The organism is Actinomycetospora soli, assembly GCF_021026295.1.
GTDB lineage: Bacteria > Actinomycetota > Actinomycetes > Mycobacteriales > Pseudonocardiaceae > Actinomycetospora > Actinomycetospora soli.
Genome location: NZ_JAJNDA010000003.1, coordinates 417624 through 432299 on the forward strand (window position 1 = coordinate 417624; position 14676 = coordinate 432299).

At 74.0% G+C, this 14676-nt stretch carries 11 protein-coding genes and 1 rRNA gene; 4 read left to right on the forward strand and 8 right to left on the reverse strand.

The window, feature by feature from the left end:
- Positions 1-73 precede the first annotated feature (73 nt).
- Positions 74-2638 (forward strand): aminopeptidase N, encoded by a 2565-nt coding sequence (gene pepN, locus LN037_RS06855; RefSeq protein ID WP_230751081.1) that lies wholly within the window; start codon positions 74-76, stop codon positions 2636-2638.
- A gap of 73 nt (positions 2639-2711) precedes the next feature.
- Here the strand turns inward: pepN and LN037_RS06860 are convergent, their stop codons facing one another.
- The 4 genes from LN037_RS06860 to LN037_RS06875 all read right to left on the reverse strand — a co-directional run bounded on the left by LN037_RS06860 (position 2712) and on the right by LN037_RS06875 (position 5712).
- Positions 2712-3233 carry a DUF5130 family protein gene (locus tag LN037_RS06860; RefSeq protein WP_230751083.1) on the reverse strand — a complete coding sequence of 174 codons (522 nt, stop codon included), beginning with the start codon at positions 3231-3233 and terminating at the stop codon, positions 2712-2714.
- Positions 3220-3468, reverse strand: a complete 249-nt coding sequence (gene ctaJ, locus LN037_RS06865; RefSeq protein ID WP_230751085.1) for an aa3-type cytochrome oxidase subunit CtaJ — start codon at positions 3466-3468, stop codon at positions 3220-3222. The genes LN037_RS06860 and ctaJ overlap by 14 nt, the downstream gene beginning before the upstream one ends.
- A 49-nt stretch (positions 3469-3517) precedes the next feature.
- A complete protein-coding gene (locus LN037_RS06870; protein ID WP_230751088.1) occupies positions 3518-4984 on the reverse strand; it encodes an amidase in 1467 nt (488 codons plus the stop codon).
- 83 nt (positions 4985-5067) lie between these two features.
- A complete protein-coding gene (locus LN037_RS06875) occupies positions 5068-5712 on the reverse strand; it encodes an HNH endonuclease (protein WP_230751090.1) in 645 nt (214 codons plus the stop codon).
- 155 nt (positions 5713-5867) lie between these two features.
- Here LN037_RS06875 and LN037_RS06880 point away from each other — a divergent pair, with 155 nt between their 5' ends.
- Genes LN037_RS06880 through LN037_RS06890 form a run of 3 tightly spaced genes read left to right on the forward strand, consistent with a single transcriptional unit; the run spans position 5868 to position 8124 of the window.
- Positions 5868-6947: a mechanosensitive ion channel family protein gene (locus LN037_RS06880; RefSeq protein ID WP_230751091.1), complete on the forward strand. Its 1080-nt coding sequence runs from the start codon at positions 5868-5870 to the stop codon at positions 6945-6947.
- 37 nt (positions 6948-6984) lie between these two features.
- Positions 6985-7368 (forward strand): globin, encoded by a 384-nt coding sequence (locus tag LN037_RS06885; RefSeq protein ID WP_230751093.1) that lies wholly within the window; start codon positions 6985-6987, stop codon positions 7366-7368.
- Positions 7369-7428: 60 nt separating this feature from the next.
- Entirely contained in the window at positions 7429-8124 is a 696-nt protein-coding gene (locus LN037_RS06890; RefSeq protein WP_230751095.1) for a dienelactone hydrolase family protein, read from the forward strand.
- A 12-nt stretch (positions 8125-8136) separates the two neighbouring features.
- Here LN037_RS06890 and LN037_RS06895 read toward each other — a convergent pair whose 3' ends face one another.
- The 4 genes from LN037_RS06895 to rrf all read right to left on the reverse strand — a co-directional run.
- On the reverse strand, positions 8137-8802 hold the full coding sequence (locus tag LN037_RS06895) for a DUF8185 domain-containing protein (RefSeq protein WP_230751097.1): 666 nt from the start codon (positions 8800-8802) through the stop codon (positions 8137-8139).
- Positions 8799-9236, reverse strand: a complete 438-nt coding sequence (locus tag LN037_RS06900) for an acyl-CoA thioesterase (RefSeq protein ID WP_230751098.1) — start codon at positions 9234-9236, stop codon at positions 8799-8801. The genes LN037_RS06895 and LN037_RS06900 overlap by 4 nt, the downstream gene beginning before the upstream one ends.
- Positions 9233-14107, reverse strand: a complete 4875-nt coding sequence (locus LN037_RS06905) for an NAD-glutamate dehydrogenase (protein WP_230751100.1) — start codon at positions 14105-14107, stop codon at positions 9233-9235. The genes LN037_RS06900 and LN037_RS06905 overlap by 4 nt, the downstream gene beginning before the upstream one ends.
- Before the next feature lie 459 nt (positions 14108-14566).
- Positions 14567-14676, reverse strand: a 5S ribosomal RNA gene (gene rrf, locus LN037_RS06910); the annotation flags it as partial.

The window sequence follows — 14676 nt, forward strand, 5'->3', positions numbered from 1 at the left end:
GTATCCGGGGCAACGGTCCAAGCCTCAAGTGTCTTCCCCCGCTGCGCCGCGGCCCCGCGGATAGGGTGCGGGGGTGGCTGCTCCGAACCTGACCAGGGACGACGCGCGGACCCGCGCCGAGGCCCTCGAGGTCGACTCGTACTCGATCGCCCTCGACCTGACCGACGGCACCGACAGGCCCGGGGAGTCGACGTTCCGGTCGACCACCACGGTGCGCTTCCGGTCCACGACGCCGGGGACGGCGAGCTGGATCGACATCGTCGCCGCGGGCGTGCGCAGCGCGACGCTGAACGGGGTCGCCCTCGACGTCTCGGGCTACGACGAGGAGAAGGGCATCGAGCTGCCCGACCTCGCCGCCGACAACGAGCTCGTCGTCGACGCCGACTGCCGGTACATGAACACCGGCGAGGGCCTGCACCGCTTCGTCGACCCCGTCGACGGCGCCGTCTACCTCTACAGCCAGTTCGAGACGGCGGACGCGAAGCGGATGTTCGCCTGCTTCGACCAGCCCGACCTCAAGGCGACGATCACGCTCACCGCGCTCGCCGCACCCGACTGGCACGTGATCTCCAACGGCGCGCTGTCCACGACGACGACGCTGGACACCGGCGCGGTCCATCACGCGTTCGACACCACCGCGCGGATCTCGACCTACCTGGTCGCGCTGATCGCCGGGCCGTACGCGCGCTGGACCGACACCTACACCGACGAGCACGGCGAGATCCCGCTCGGCATCTACTGCCGGGCCTCGCTCGCCGAGCACATGGACGCCGACCGGCTGTTCACCGAGACCAAGCAGGGCTTCGGCTTCTACCACCGCAACTTCGGGGTGCCCTACCCCTTCGCGAAGTACGACCAGCTCTTCGTGCCCGAGTTCAACGCGGGCGCGATGGAGAACGTCGGCGCCGTGACGTTCCTCGAGGACTACGTCTTCCGCAGCCGTGTCACCCGCTACCTCTACGAGCGCCGCGCCGAGACCGTGCTGCACGAGATGGCGCACATGTGGTTCGGCGACCTGGTCACCATGCGCTGGTGGGACGACCTGTGGCTCAACGAGTCGTTCGCCACCTGGGCGTCCGTGGTCAGCCAGGCCGAGGCCACCGAGTACCGCAACGCGTGGACCACGTTCGCGAACGTCGAGAAGTCGTGGGCCTACCGGCAGGACCAGCTGCCCTCGACCCACCCCATCGCCGCCGACATCCCCGACCTGCAGGCCGTCGAGGTCAACTTCGACGGCATCACCTACGCCAAGGGCGCGTCGGTGCTCAAGCAGCTCGTGGCCTACGTCGGGCAGGACGAGTTCCTCGCCGGGCTGCGGCTCTACTTCTCCCGCCACGCCTACGGCAACGCCACGTTCGACGACCTGCTCGGCGCCCTGACCGAGTCCAGCGGCCGTGACCTCTCGGGCTGGTCGGCGGAGTGGCTCCGGACGACGGGGCTGAACTCGCTCTCGCCGTCGTTCACCGTCGGGGCCGACGGCACGTACTCCGGGTTCGCCGTGCTCCAGGGCGGCGCGAAGCCCGGCGCCGGCGAGACCCGCACGCACCGCATCGCCGTCGGGATCTACTCCCCCGACGAGGCCGGCCGGCTCGTCCGGGTGCACCGCACCGAGCTCGACGTCACCGGCGAGCGGACCGAGGTCCCGGAGCTGGTGGGGGTGCCCGCGGGCGCGCTCGTGCTGGTCAACGACGACGACCTGACCTACTGCACGATGCGCCTCGACGAGCGCTCGCTGACGACGCTCGTCTCGAGCATCGGCGACGTCGCCGAGCCGTTGCCCCGCACGCTGTGCTGGTCGGCGGCGTGGGAGATGACCCGCGAGGCCGAGCTGCGCGCCCGCGACTTCGTCGCGCTCGTGGTCGGCGGGATCTCGGCCGAGACCGAGGTCGGCGTCGTGCAGCGGCTCCTGCTGCAGGCCCAGACCGCGCTGGCGTCCTACGCCGACCCGCAGTGGGCGGTGGAGGAGGGATGGCCGTCGTTCGTGGCGACGCTGCTCGACCTCGCCCGCACCGCCGAGGCCGGCTCGGACCACCAGCTCGCGATCGTCAACGCGCTGTCCGGCTCGGTGCTCACCCCGGAGGCGCTCACGGCGCTGGCGGGCTGGCGCGACGGGACCGCGCCGCTCGAGGGCCTCACGGTCGACACCGACCTGCGGTGGCGCCTGCTGCACGCCCTCGTGGCGCACGGGACGGCGGGCGAGGCCGAGATCGAGGCCGAGCTGGCGCGGGACAACACCGCGACCGGGCTGCGCATGGCCGAGCGGGCCCGCGCGCTGGTGCCGACGCCCGAGGCCAAGGCCCGGGCGTGGGAGCGCGCGGTCCACGACGACACGCTGCCCAACGCCATCAACATGGCGATCATCATGGGCTTCTCGCACCCGGCGCAGGGCGCGCTGCTCACCGACTACCGCGAGAAGTACTTCGCGTCCGTCGACGAGGTGTGGGGCCGGCGCTCGAGCGAGCAGGCGCAGCCGATGGTGCAGGGCCTGTTCCCGTCCTGGGCCGTCGAGCAGGCCACCGTCGAGGCGGCCGACCGCTGGCTCGCCGACGAGCACCCGTCGGCCCTGCGCCGCCTCGTCACCGAGGGGCGCGCCGGGATCGTCCGGGCCCTGGCGGCGCGGCAGGCCGACGCCGGGTGACCACCCCGCGCCGCTGACGGCTGAGGGAGCGCGAGGAACGAGCGCTCCCTCAGCGTCGGCTCGGCGCGACCGACTAGTGCTTGGACCCCGCGTGGTCGCCGAGGACGCGCAGACCCTCGACGATGCCGCCGACCAGGTCGGACTCGGTGAACGACGAGACCATCGCCATCACGCCGAGCTTGGCGCCGCGGTCGTCGACGCGGCGGACGGACTCCTCGCCGGTGACGACCTCGACGACCCGCTCCCCGGGCGACACCGCGATGAGCACCGCCTCGTCGGCCTGCTCGCCGAGCGCGGCGTGCAGCTCCTCGGCGCGCTCGCGGGAGCGGGGGCCGAGCTCGCCGACCCACACGCTGAACAGCAGCCCGGTCTCGGCCGAGGTGCGGGTGAGCGCCTCGTCGATCCGGGAGAGCTGCGAGGACGAGAACGGGACGCGCTGGTCGTCCGCGAGGATCTCGGTGGCCTCGGAGATGCGGCCGGAGGCGGTCGGGACCCGGGCGTGCCCGTAGACCGGGTCCTCGATCAGCCCGGTCTCGTTGATCATCGGCGTCTCGCCGGGGCGCGCCTGCGGGCGCGCGACTTCACCAGGTGCCACGTGCGCCTCCTCGGGCGGTGCGGGTCGCGGTGGCGCCGACGGCCTCCACGGTCGGCTCCGGCAGGCCGGTCCCCTTCGGGTTGCCGATCCACCACAGCGGCTCGTGCGGCCAGTCCTCGCCGGAACGGTACGACGACGCCTGGCCCTTCCGGCGGATCATCGTCACGGCGAAGATCAACAGCAGCGCGACGACCGGGATCACCACGTAGATCAGGATCGTCTCGATCGGTCTCACGCGCCGAACCGTAGTGGAAAGCAGCTCCGACGTCGTGTCGTAGGTGCCCTCACCACACCGGAGGACGGCGATCCGCCCACGGCATCGCCGCCTCGAGCTCCGCCCCGAGGGCCAGCAGCAGGTCCTCCTCGCCCCGGCGTCCCCGCAGCGTGACCCCGACCGGCAGCGTCAGCCCGTCCACCTCGGGCCACCCCGTGGGCAGGCCGAGCGCGGGTTCGCCGGTCAGGTTCGCGATGGCCGTCCACGGCGTGAACGCCACCTGCCGGGCGAAGTCGACCTCCGGTCCGTCCGCGGTGAACCACCCGACGGGGCGCGGCGGCAGCGCCACCGACGGGGTCAGCACGGCGTCGAGGCCCGTGCGCGCCGCGACGATCCGCCGGGTCGCCACCTGCACCGTCTGCAGCGCGCCGAGCGCGGCGATCCCCGGCACCTCCCGACCCCGCGCCCGCAGCGACCGGGTGAGCGGTTGCAGCCGGTGCTCGTCGGCCGGGTCCACGGGGTCGGCGAGCGCCAGCGTCGCCCAGAGCGTGAGGAAGGCGCCGACCACCTCGTCGGGCAGCCGCACGTCGACCGGCTCCACCGTGTGCCCGAGCGACTCCAGCGCCCGGGCGGTGTCCTCCGCGGCGGCCACGCACACGGGGTCGACGGCGGCGCCCGTCCACACCGGTCCGAGCAGCCCCGACAGGTCGCCGTAGGGCACGGTGGTGCACAGCCCGATCCGCCGGCGCGGTGCGGGGCCCCGGCGCACCGCCGCGAGGTAGCCGCCGTCGGGCGGGCTCCCCGGCGCGAACGGCTCCCCCGGCCACGCCCGGTCGCCGCACAGCGCGTCGAGCAGCGCGGCGGCGTCCGTGACGGTCCGCGCGAGCGGACCGGCCACCGACAGTCCCGCCGGGTCGCCACCGGCCGGCCCGGCCGGGACGCGGCCGCGGGTCGTCTTCAGGCCGACCAGCCCGCACACCGACGCCGGGATGCGGATCGACCCACCCCCGTCGGAGCCCTGCGCGACCGGCACCACGCCCGCGGCGACCGCGGCGGCCGCCCCGCCCGACGAGCCGCCCGCCGAGCGGGTCGGGTCCCAGGGAGTCACCGCGGGCGGCGCCTGCGCCGGCTCGGTGTAGCAGGGCAGCCCGAACTCGGGCACCGCGGTCTTGCCGAGGCTCACGGTGCCGGCGGCCCGCAGCAGCTCGACGAGGTCGTCGTCGACCGCCGGGACCCGGTCGCGGAAGATGACCGACCCGCGACCGGTGCGCACCCCCGCCGTCGCCGTGAGGTCCTTGATCGCCGTCGGGACCCCGCGGAGCGTTCCCGACGACGGGTCGGGTCCGGTCCGGCCCTCGTCGAGCGCACGGGCGGCGTCGCGGGCCCGGTCGGCGGTGAGGACGGCGAACGCGCCCAGGCGCGCGCCGAGGGTCTCGGCGCGCGCGAGGGCGTGGTCGACGACCTCGAGCGCGGACGCGTCCCCGCGCCGCACCGCGTCCGCCGTCTCCAGTGCGGTCAGCTCGTGCAGATCGCTCACGTCGGCCGATCATGCACCACGTCGACCGGCCGGGCCGCGCTGCGCCGCGCCAGCCCGCGGCACGTCCGTGCCCGTTCCGGGGCCTACGCCGCGCTCTCCCCGAGGTAGGGCAGCCACTGCGGGTCCGCGTCGACCAGGCCCGCGAGGAGCCGCCAGTGGCGGCCCCGCGGGGCGGTCGGCATCGTGCGCAGCGGCCAGCCGAGCTCGGCGAGCAGCTTGTCGGCCTTCTTGTGGTTGCACCGCGCGCAGCAGGCCACGCAGTTCTCCCACGTGTGTGTGCCGCCGCGGCTGCGGGGCACCACGTGGTCGATGGTCTCCGCCTTGCCGGAGCAGTAGGCGCAGCGGAACCGGTCGCGGTGCATGAGCGCCGCCCGCGTCAGCGGGACGCGCGCCCGGTAGGGCACCCGCACGAACACCCGGAGCCGGATCACCGACGGGACCTCGACGGCACCCGTCGCGGAGTGCAGGACGAGCCCGGAGGAGTCGCCGTGCACCACGTCGGCCTTGCCGCACACCAGCAGGACGATCGCGCGGCGCAGCGGGAGGGCCGTCAGCGGTTCGTACGTCGCGTTGAGGAGCAGGACCCGGCGGCGACCCAGGAAGGGAGCGGGAGCGACCGGCGCCGGGGGCAGGGCCGTGACGGGGGCCGCGAGGGCCCCGGCGGCGTCGAGGTCGGGAGGGTCGGTCCGCAGGCTCGGTCCGCCGACCCCGCTGACCAGCGGCGTCACGGTCCTGGGTTGTCGTTCGGCCACACGACCACCTCCCACCGGGATGTGGGCACAGTCGACCACATCCGGGGGCGTCGTGCACCTGTGATAATGGATCGTTCACCGGCCGGATCCGTCGTGACCGAGATCCGCGGCGGTCCGTATCGTGCCGGGGCGTGCTGTTCTCCTCCGGCATGATCGAGCAGACCCCGACCCCGACCCCGACGCCGTCGCCCGGCCCCACCTCCTCGGTGGTCCCCGAGGTCCCGGTCGACGCACCGTCGTGCGCCGCTGACGCCGGCTCGCTGTGCGCGCGCGTCTTCCAGTACACGCACGCGTCGTGGCTCTCGCGCTCGGCGGACGCCATCGTGTCCCACGCGCTGACGACCATCGTGATCATCTTGGTCGCGGTGGTGCTGCGCTCCGCGGTGCACCGCGCGATCCGCCGGGTCGTCGACGGCGCCAGCAGCGGCCGCGTGCCGCGGCTGCTGCGCCCGCTGCGCGACCGGGCGGCCGCGAGCCTGCGCGAGTCCGCGCCGCAGATGATCGAGCGGCGCTCGCAGCGGGCGCAGGCGATCGGCTCGGTGCTGCGTTCGTTCGTCACGCTCGTGATCTACGGGGTCGCGTTCACGCTGATCCTGGGCGAGTTCGGCGTGAACCTCGCGCCGATCATCGCCTCCGCCGGCATCCTCGGCGTCGCGATCGGGTTCGGCGCCCAGAACCTCGTCCGGGACTTCCTGTCCGGCATCTTCATGATGCTCGAGGACCAGTACGGGGTCGGCGACGTCGTCGACCTCGGCGAGGCCACCGGCACCGTCGAGGCGGTCGGCCTGCGGGTCACGACGCTGCGGGACATCGCCGGGACCGTCTGGTACGTCCGCAACGGCGAGGTGCTGCGCGTCGGGAACTCCAGCCAGGGCTACTCGGTGGCGGTCGTCGACATCCCGGTGGGGCACTCCGCCGACGTCGACGACACCTCCGAGCTCGCGCAGCGCGCCGCCACCGAGGAGTGCACCGAGCCCGACATCGCCGCGAAGGTGCTGGCGCCGCCGGAGATGCTCGGGGTGCAGTCGGTGACCGCGGAGGGCATCCTGCTGCGCCTCACCGTCCGGACCCGCCCCGGCGAGCAGTGGGCCGTGCAGCGCGCGGTGGCCGGCGCGGTGAAGTCCGCGTTCGACGACGCCGGGGTGCCGGCGCCCACCCCGTTCGGCGCGGGCCGGAACGCGGCCACGACCCACGGGTCGGCCCGCCCGTGAGCGCCGCCGGTGGGCGCGCTCGTGAGACGGTGGGACCGTGAGCAGTCCCCAGACCTTCTACGACGCGGTCGGCGGCCACGAGACGTTCCACCGGATCGTGCACCGCTTCTACGAGCAGGTGGCCGACGACCCGGTGCTGCGCCCGCTGTACCCCGAGGAGGACCTCGGTCCCGCCGAGGACCGGCTCCGCCTCTTCCTCGAGCAGTACTGGGGCGGTCCGCAGACCTACTCGCAGCAGCGCGGCCACCCGCGCCTGCGGATGCGCCACGCCCCGTTCCCGATCGGGCCGCTCGAGCGCGACGCCTGGCTGCGCTGCATGAAGGTGGCGGTCGACGAGGAGAACCTCGAGCCCGAGCGGCACCGCCAGATCTGGGAGTACATGGAGATGGCGGCCATGAGCATGATGAACAAGGCGTTCTGAGCCCTCGCGCGGGACGACGCCGCGCGTGGGGGCCGACCGGGCGGGGAACACCGGCTGACGATGACCGAGAACCCGCTCCAGAACGTCTCCTTCCCCTCCAACAGCCGCACCGCCCACGGCTACCTGGCGCTCCCCGAGTCCGGCTCGGGGCCCGGCGTCGTGGTGATCCAGGAGTGGTGGGGACTCACCTCCCACATCGCGGACGTGACCAACCGCCTCGCCGCGGAGGGCTTCGTCGCGCTCGCGCCCGACCTCTACGGCGGCACCACCACCCACGACTCCGACGAGGCCGGGGAGCTCATGCAGGAGCTCCCGGTGCAGCAGGCCGCGACCGACCTCGCGGGCGCCGTGGACTACCTGCTCGACCACGAGGCCGTCGTCGGCCGGAAGGTCGGCGCCGTCGGGTTCTGCATGGGCGGCGGCTTCGTCCTCGTCCTCGCCGCCCAGCAGGGCGACAAGATCGGCGCCGCCGTGCCGTTCTACGGGGTGCTCGGGGAGGACTACCCCAGCTTCGCCGACCTCTCCGCGCCGCTGCTCGGCCACTTCGGCGAGCAGGACGAGATGGCCGGCCCCGACGCCGTGAAGGCGCTCGCCGACCGGATCGAGGCCGAGTCGGGCCACCGCCCCGACTTCCGGCTCTACCCCGCCGGGCACGCCTTCTTCAACGACGAGAACCACATGGGCACCTACGACCCCGAGCAGGCCACCATCGCCTGGAACGAGACGCTGAACTTCCTGCGCTCGACCCTGCGCTGAGGCCGACCGGGTCTACAGCAGCGGCAGCTGCGCGCGGCGGCGCCGGACCACGGCGCCGCCGCGCGCGTCCAGCCGCAGCCAGCCGCCGTCGGTCGACACCCGCACCACGTCCTCCCCGCCGGCGCCCGGGCCGACGAAGCCCATCCCCGACAGCGCGAAGACGCACCGCATCGGCACGCGCACCTCGAGGCCCGACGCGTCGTCGGTCACCGTGAGCACGACCTGGTCGAGCAGCGCCGCCGACGGCCGCCCGGACGGGTCCGCGGCCCGCGCCGCGGCCACGCCCTTCTCCGCGAGCCCGTCCACCACCTCCGACGGCACCTCGCCCACCACCTGCCAGCGCGCGTCGGGACGCAGCGGCGGCAGCGGGCCGCGCCACCGCTCGTCCACCGTGGTCCCGGGTTCCACCGACGGGCCGCCCGCGACGGCGAGCGCGGCCAGCAGGTCCGAGCCCACGACGGTGACGTCGGCGGGCTCCAGCGTGCCGGGCGCGCTGCGCGTGACGAGCGCGTCGAACGGCGTCGGCGCGTACGCCTCGACCGCGGCGCGCTCGCCCGGCCGCGCCCGCAGCCGGACCACCACGGCGGCGTCCAGCCGCACCGCCCGGCCGACGAACCCGGCGAGGTCGTCGCGCTGCGCGGCGTCCGGGATCGAGAGGGTGGCCCGGGTCCCGATCACGACCCGACCTCGTACCGCTCGAGGAACGTGCGCTCGTCGGCCGTGAGCCGACGGGGGCGCGCGGCGGCGAGGTCGTAGGGCACGAGCTGGGTGTCGGCGGTGACCGCCGGCTTCGGGTCCCAGCCGGTCCCGTCGTCGTCGGGAAGCAGCAGTTCGTAGCCGACCGTGAACGACGCCGTGCGCACCGAGTGCGCCCACATCCGCGCCCGCACCCCGCGCCGCGTCCACGGGATCGGGCGCCGGTAGCGGACGTCGACGTGGGCCACCAGCAGCCCGGCCTCGAACGCCGCGACGCCCTCACGGGCGGCGGTGTCGAAGAGCAACGCGGTCCGGGCGTCCTCGAGCAGCGTGACGACCTTGGCGTGGTTGACGTGCTGGTACGGGTCCTGGTCGGACCAGCGCACCGGCACGTCGACGTCGTAGGTCGCGCTCATCGCACCATGCTCCGGATCTGGCGGGCGGCCACGGACACCGTGGTCAGGTCGGTTCGTCCGGAGCGGGCGATCTCGGCCAGGGACGTGCGCGCACGCATCAGCCGCGAGGCGTTCGCCTGCTCCCAGTGCGCGATCTTCTCATCCGCCGACTCGGTGTTGTCGGTGTCGGCGAGCACGTCCAGGGTCACCGCGCGCAGCGAGGAGTACAGCTCGTCGCGCAGCGAGAGCCGCGCCAGCGCGTCCCACCGGTCCCGGCGCGACAGCGACGCCACCACCGTGAGCAGCCGGTCGATGCCGAGGTGGTCGGAGATCGCGTAGTAGAGCTCCGCCACGGCCCGCAGGTCGTCCGGATCGTCGTCGTGGTCGGCCTCCGCGATCTCGGTGATCTCGGTGACGTCGAGCAGCCCGAACCCGTAGAGCCCGCCCACCACACGGCCGGCCAGCTCCTCCGGCGCCCCGAGCGCGACGACCGCGTCCACCTGCTCGGCGAGCCCCTCGGCCTCGGAGCCGCGCAGCAGCGACGCGACCTGCGGCCCCAGGCTCCCGACGACGGGTGAGAACCGGTGGATCTCCGCGCCCATCGCCAGCGGCTGCGGCCGGTGCGTCAGCAGCCAGCGCGACGCCCGGTCGAGGATGCGCCGGGAGGCGAGCGTCAGCCGGTCGGCCGCCTCGGTGGGGAGGCCCGCCGCGGTCGCGTCGGCGACGTCCGCGGCGAGGGTGTCGAGCCCGAACACGCGCGTCGCGATCTGGTAGGCGCGGACCGCGTCCGCCGGGGTCGCCGACACCTCGGCGACCAGCCGGTGCACGTAGGACAGACCCCCACCGTCGACGACCTCGTTGGCCACCATGGTCGTCACGATGCGCCGGCGCAGCGGGTGCGCGGCGATCGCCGCCGGATAGGTCGAGGCCAGCACCGGCGGGAAGTAGGACGGCAGACGGCGGGTGAAGATCTCGGCGTCGGGCAGGTCGTCCTCGGCGAGCGCCTCGGTCAGGTCGAGCTTGACGTGCGCCATGAGCTGCGCGAGCTCGGGGCCCGTGAGCCCCTCCCCCGCCTGACGCCGGGCCTCGAAGCCCTCCGCGTCGGGCAGCACGTCGAGCTCGCGGTCGATGCGGCCCCGGGCCTCCAGGTCGGTCACCTGGGCCTCGTGGACGTTGACCATGTCCGGGGCGTGGGCGCGCGCGACGCCCAGCACGTCGTTCTGCGCCACGTTGTCGGCGAGGACGAGTGCGGCGACGTCCTCGGTCGTCGCGGCGATCTGCTCGTCGCGGCGTTCCTCGGCGAGCTCCCCGCGCTCCACGAGCGAGTCGAGCAGGATCTTGATGTTGACCTCGTGGTCGGAGCAGTCGACGCCCGCGGAGTTGTCGATGGCGTCGGTGTTGACGCGGCCGCCGGCGCGGGCGTACTCGATGCGCCCGCGCTGGGTCAGGCCGAGGTTGCCGCCCTCGCCGACGACCTTCACCCGCAGCTCGTCGCCGTTCACCCGCACCGCGTCGTTGCCCTTGTCGCCCGCGTCGGCGTGGGTCTCCTCGGTGGCTTTGACGTAGGTGCCGATGCCGCCGTTCCACAGCAGGTCGACCGGGGCCCGCAGGATGGCCCGCATCAACGACGGCGGGTCGAGCGACTCGGTGCTCTCCAGCCCCAGCGCGGCGGCGACCTGCTCGGAGACGGGGATCCGCTTCTGCGTCCGGGGGTACACGCCGCCCCCGGCGCTGATCAGCGACTCGTCGTAGTCCGCCCAGGAGGAGCGGGGCAGCTCGAAGAGGCGGCGGCGCTCGGCGAACGACGTGGCGGGGTCGGGGTCCGGGTCGAGGAACACGTGGCGGTGGTCGAACGCGGCGACGATGCGCAGGTGCGGCGAGAGCAGCATGCCGTTGCCGAAGACGTCGCCGGACATGTCGCCGACTCCGACGACGCTGACCTCGTCGGTCGCGATGTCCCGGCCGAGCTCGCGGAAGTGGCGGCGGACCGACTCCCAGGCGCCGCGGGCGGTGATGCCCATGGCCTTGTGGTCGTAACCGACCGAGCCGCCGGAGGCGAAGGCGTCGCCGAGCCAGAACCCGCGGGTGGTCGCGACGTCGTTGGCGATGTCGGAGAACGTGGCCGTGCCCTTGTCGGCGGCGACGACGAGGTAGGTGTCGTCGCCGTCGTAGCGCACGATCCGCTCCGGCGTGACCGACGCCGAGTCCGCGGCGTGCCCCTGCCGGTCGTCGACGAGGTCGAGCAGGGCACCGATGAACAGGCGGTAGCAGGCCACACCCTCGGCACGCTGCGCGTCGCGGTCGACCCCGGCGTCACCGGTGGCGGCGGGCGGGCGCTTCACGACGAACCCGCCCTTCGCCCCGACCGGGACGATGACGGCGTTCTTCACCGCCTGCGCCTTCACCAGGCCGAGGATCTCGGTGCGGTAGTCCTGCAGCCGGTCCGACCAGCGCAGGCCGCCGCGGGCGATCGGTCCGAACCGCAGGTGGACGCCCTCGACACGGTTGGAGTGCACGAACGTCTCGATGGCCGGCCGCGGCTCGGGCACGCCCGGCACGCGGGCGGGGTCGAGCTTGAACGCCATGACGTCGCGCGGGGCGCCGTCGTCGTCGCGCAGGAAGTAGTTCGAGCGCAGCGTGCCGCGGACCAGGCCGAGCAGCGCGCGCAGGATCCGGTCGGCGTCGAGGCTCGTCACGGCGTCGATCGCGCCCTCGACCCGGGCGTCGAGCTCGGCGACGCGGGTCTCGCGGTCGTCCGCCTGCTCGGGGTCGAACTTCGCCTCGAACAGCCGGACGAGCCCGACCGCCACGTCGGTGTGTGCGGCGACGACGTCGGTGATGTAGCTCTGGCCGTAGGTGCTGGCGATCTGCCGCTGGTACCGGGCGAGGGCGCGCAGCAGGCCCGCCTGCCGCCAGCTCAGCCCGGCGGTGAGCACGAGGGCGTTGAACCCGTCGGTCCCGACGCGGCCGCGCCAGATCTCGGTGAACGCCTCGGCCGCACGGCGGGTGAGGTCCTCGTCCTGCGCGGCGTCGGCGCCGAGCCGCATTCGCAGACCGAAGTCGTTGATCCACGCGGGCCGCCCGTCGCTGCGGCGGACCTCGTAGGGGCGTTCGTCGACGACCTCCACGCCCAGCGACTGCAGCACCGGCAGCACGGTCGACAGCGTGATCCGGCGGTCGACCAGGTACAGCTTCAGCCGCCGGTCGCCGCTCTCCGGGTCGATGTCGTCCCCGTCCGGCCGGTAGAGCCGGACCGCGAGGTCGTCGGGACCGCGGAGACCGTCGAGCACCAGGAGGTCCGCGACGCCGCGCTCGGGCGGGAAGTCCTCCTGGTAGGCCTGGCTGAACGGCTCGCCGACCGCGGCGATCGCCGCGCGCTCCCGGGGGCCGGCGGCCGCCCGCAGGCGGTCGTCCCAGGTCCGCGCGGCCTCGGCGAGCTCGTCGGTGAGGGCGGCGACGTCGGGCCGGACGGGCTCGCGCTGTCCGGTGTGCACGGTGACGTGCAGGAGCGCGAGCTGGTCCTCGGTGACCCGAGCGGTGTACTCGATGTCGGCGCCCTCGAGGCGGTCCAGCAGCAGCTGCTGCATCCGCAGGCGGGCGTCGGTCGTGTACCGGTCCCGGGGCAGGTAGACCATCGCCGAGAAGTAGCGGCCCCAGCGGTCGCGGCGCAGGAACAGCCGCACCCGTCGTCGTTCGGCGAGCGCGAGCACCCCGGAGACGGTCTCGCTGAGCGAGGCGCGGTCGGTGCAGAGCAGCTCCGCGCGCGGGTAGGTCTGGAGCACCTCGAGCATCTGCCGGCCCGACCACGACTCGACCGGCAGGTCACTGCTGCTCACCACGTCCGTGACGCGGCGCGAGACCACGGGGATGCGCGTGACGTCGGCGCTGCGTGCAGCGACCGACAGGACCCCGAGGAACCGGTGCTCGCCGACGACGCGGCCGTCCTCGTAGACCTTGACCCCGACGTAGAGGGGGTGGACGGGGGCGTGGACCGTGGAGCGCGCGCCGGCGCGGGTGAGGACGAGCAGGACCCCCTCCTCGTCGACGGTCTCCTCGCGCTCGGCGAGGTCGGGCCCCGCGGTGAGGGTGCGCGTGTACTCGGTGTCGCGCCGCAGGATGCCGAGCCCGGCGCTGTCCGGTGCCTCGGTCGCCGGGCGGTAGCGGTGCCCGAGGAAGGTGAGGTTGCCGTCGGCGAACCAGCGCAGCAGCGCGACCGTCTCGGTCGTGCGGTACTCCGCGACGGGCGGTGGTGTCCGCTCCAGGTCGGCGGCCAGGTGGAGGGCGCGCTCGACCATCCGCTGGCCGTCCTCCACGACGTCGCGCACGTCGCCGAGCACCGCGGACAGCCGTTCGTGCAGGTCGCGGGCCAGTTCCCGGACGGACTCCGAGCTCGCGTCCGCCTCGAGCTCGAGGTTCATCCACGACTCGGCGACCGTTCCCGACGGCGGGTGGTTCGGGTCGGCGTGCGGGCACACCTCGAGGAGCGCGCCGTCGGCGTCACGACGGACCACGACCACGGGGTGCACCACGCGGTGCACGGCTGCGCCGGTGCGCGACAGCTCGGCCACGACGGAGTCGATGAGGAACGGCATGTCCTCGGTGACGACGAGGACGGAGACCCGGTCCGGGTCCGGGGCCGGCAACCCCGGCGTCGCCTCGGCGCCGGCGCCGAGCACCGCAGTGACGGGGCGGCCGGGGACGCGGAGGCGAGCCAGGCTGCGGTGGGCCCGGACCGCTCCGAGCGCCTCCTGCGGGTCCTCCCCGATCTCGCCCGGCCCGACCCGCGCGAAGTACAACGCAGCCAGCTCGCCCAGGGGCTCGTCGTCGAGGGCGCGGGCCGCCGCGCGGAGACCGTCCGGATCGAGCACAGGTGACGTCGTCGTGCCCGTCATCGTCGGGTCACCGCCGACGGCGGAGGAACGGGTCCACACCACGGCGTGAGCACGCCGGTCACTGTATCGGCGACGTGTCGGCGTAGGGGCATCCGCCGAGTGGCGGTCCGTGGCATCCGTCCGCGGAGCGAGCGGCGGAGATGGCCGGCTCCGATGGTGCCTGGTGTGTCTCTCGAGTCGCCGGCGCCTGCTCGGCTTGGCGAGGTGTACAAGAGGCAGGGATCGATGCCGCAGATCCTGCGTGGTGTGCACCTCGGGACAGGACCGACTGACCGACACTGGTCGGCCTCACCGCCGCGAGGTGTGCGTGAGGCAGGGATAGCGACCCGGGATGCTGCGTGGTGTGCCCCTGATGTGGGCGGTGGGGCCGGTCGGCCTGTTGTTGTGTCTGGTGGTGGAGACACGAAAGCCCCCCGGACGTGTGTCTGGGGGGCTTGGGTGTGTGGGGGTGGTTGGGTGTTCCGGCGGTGTCCTACTCTCCCACGACCTGGCGGTCGCAGTACCATCGGCGCTGGAGGGCTTAGCTTCCGGGTTCGGGATGGGACCGGGCGTTTCCCCTCCGCTGTGGC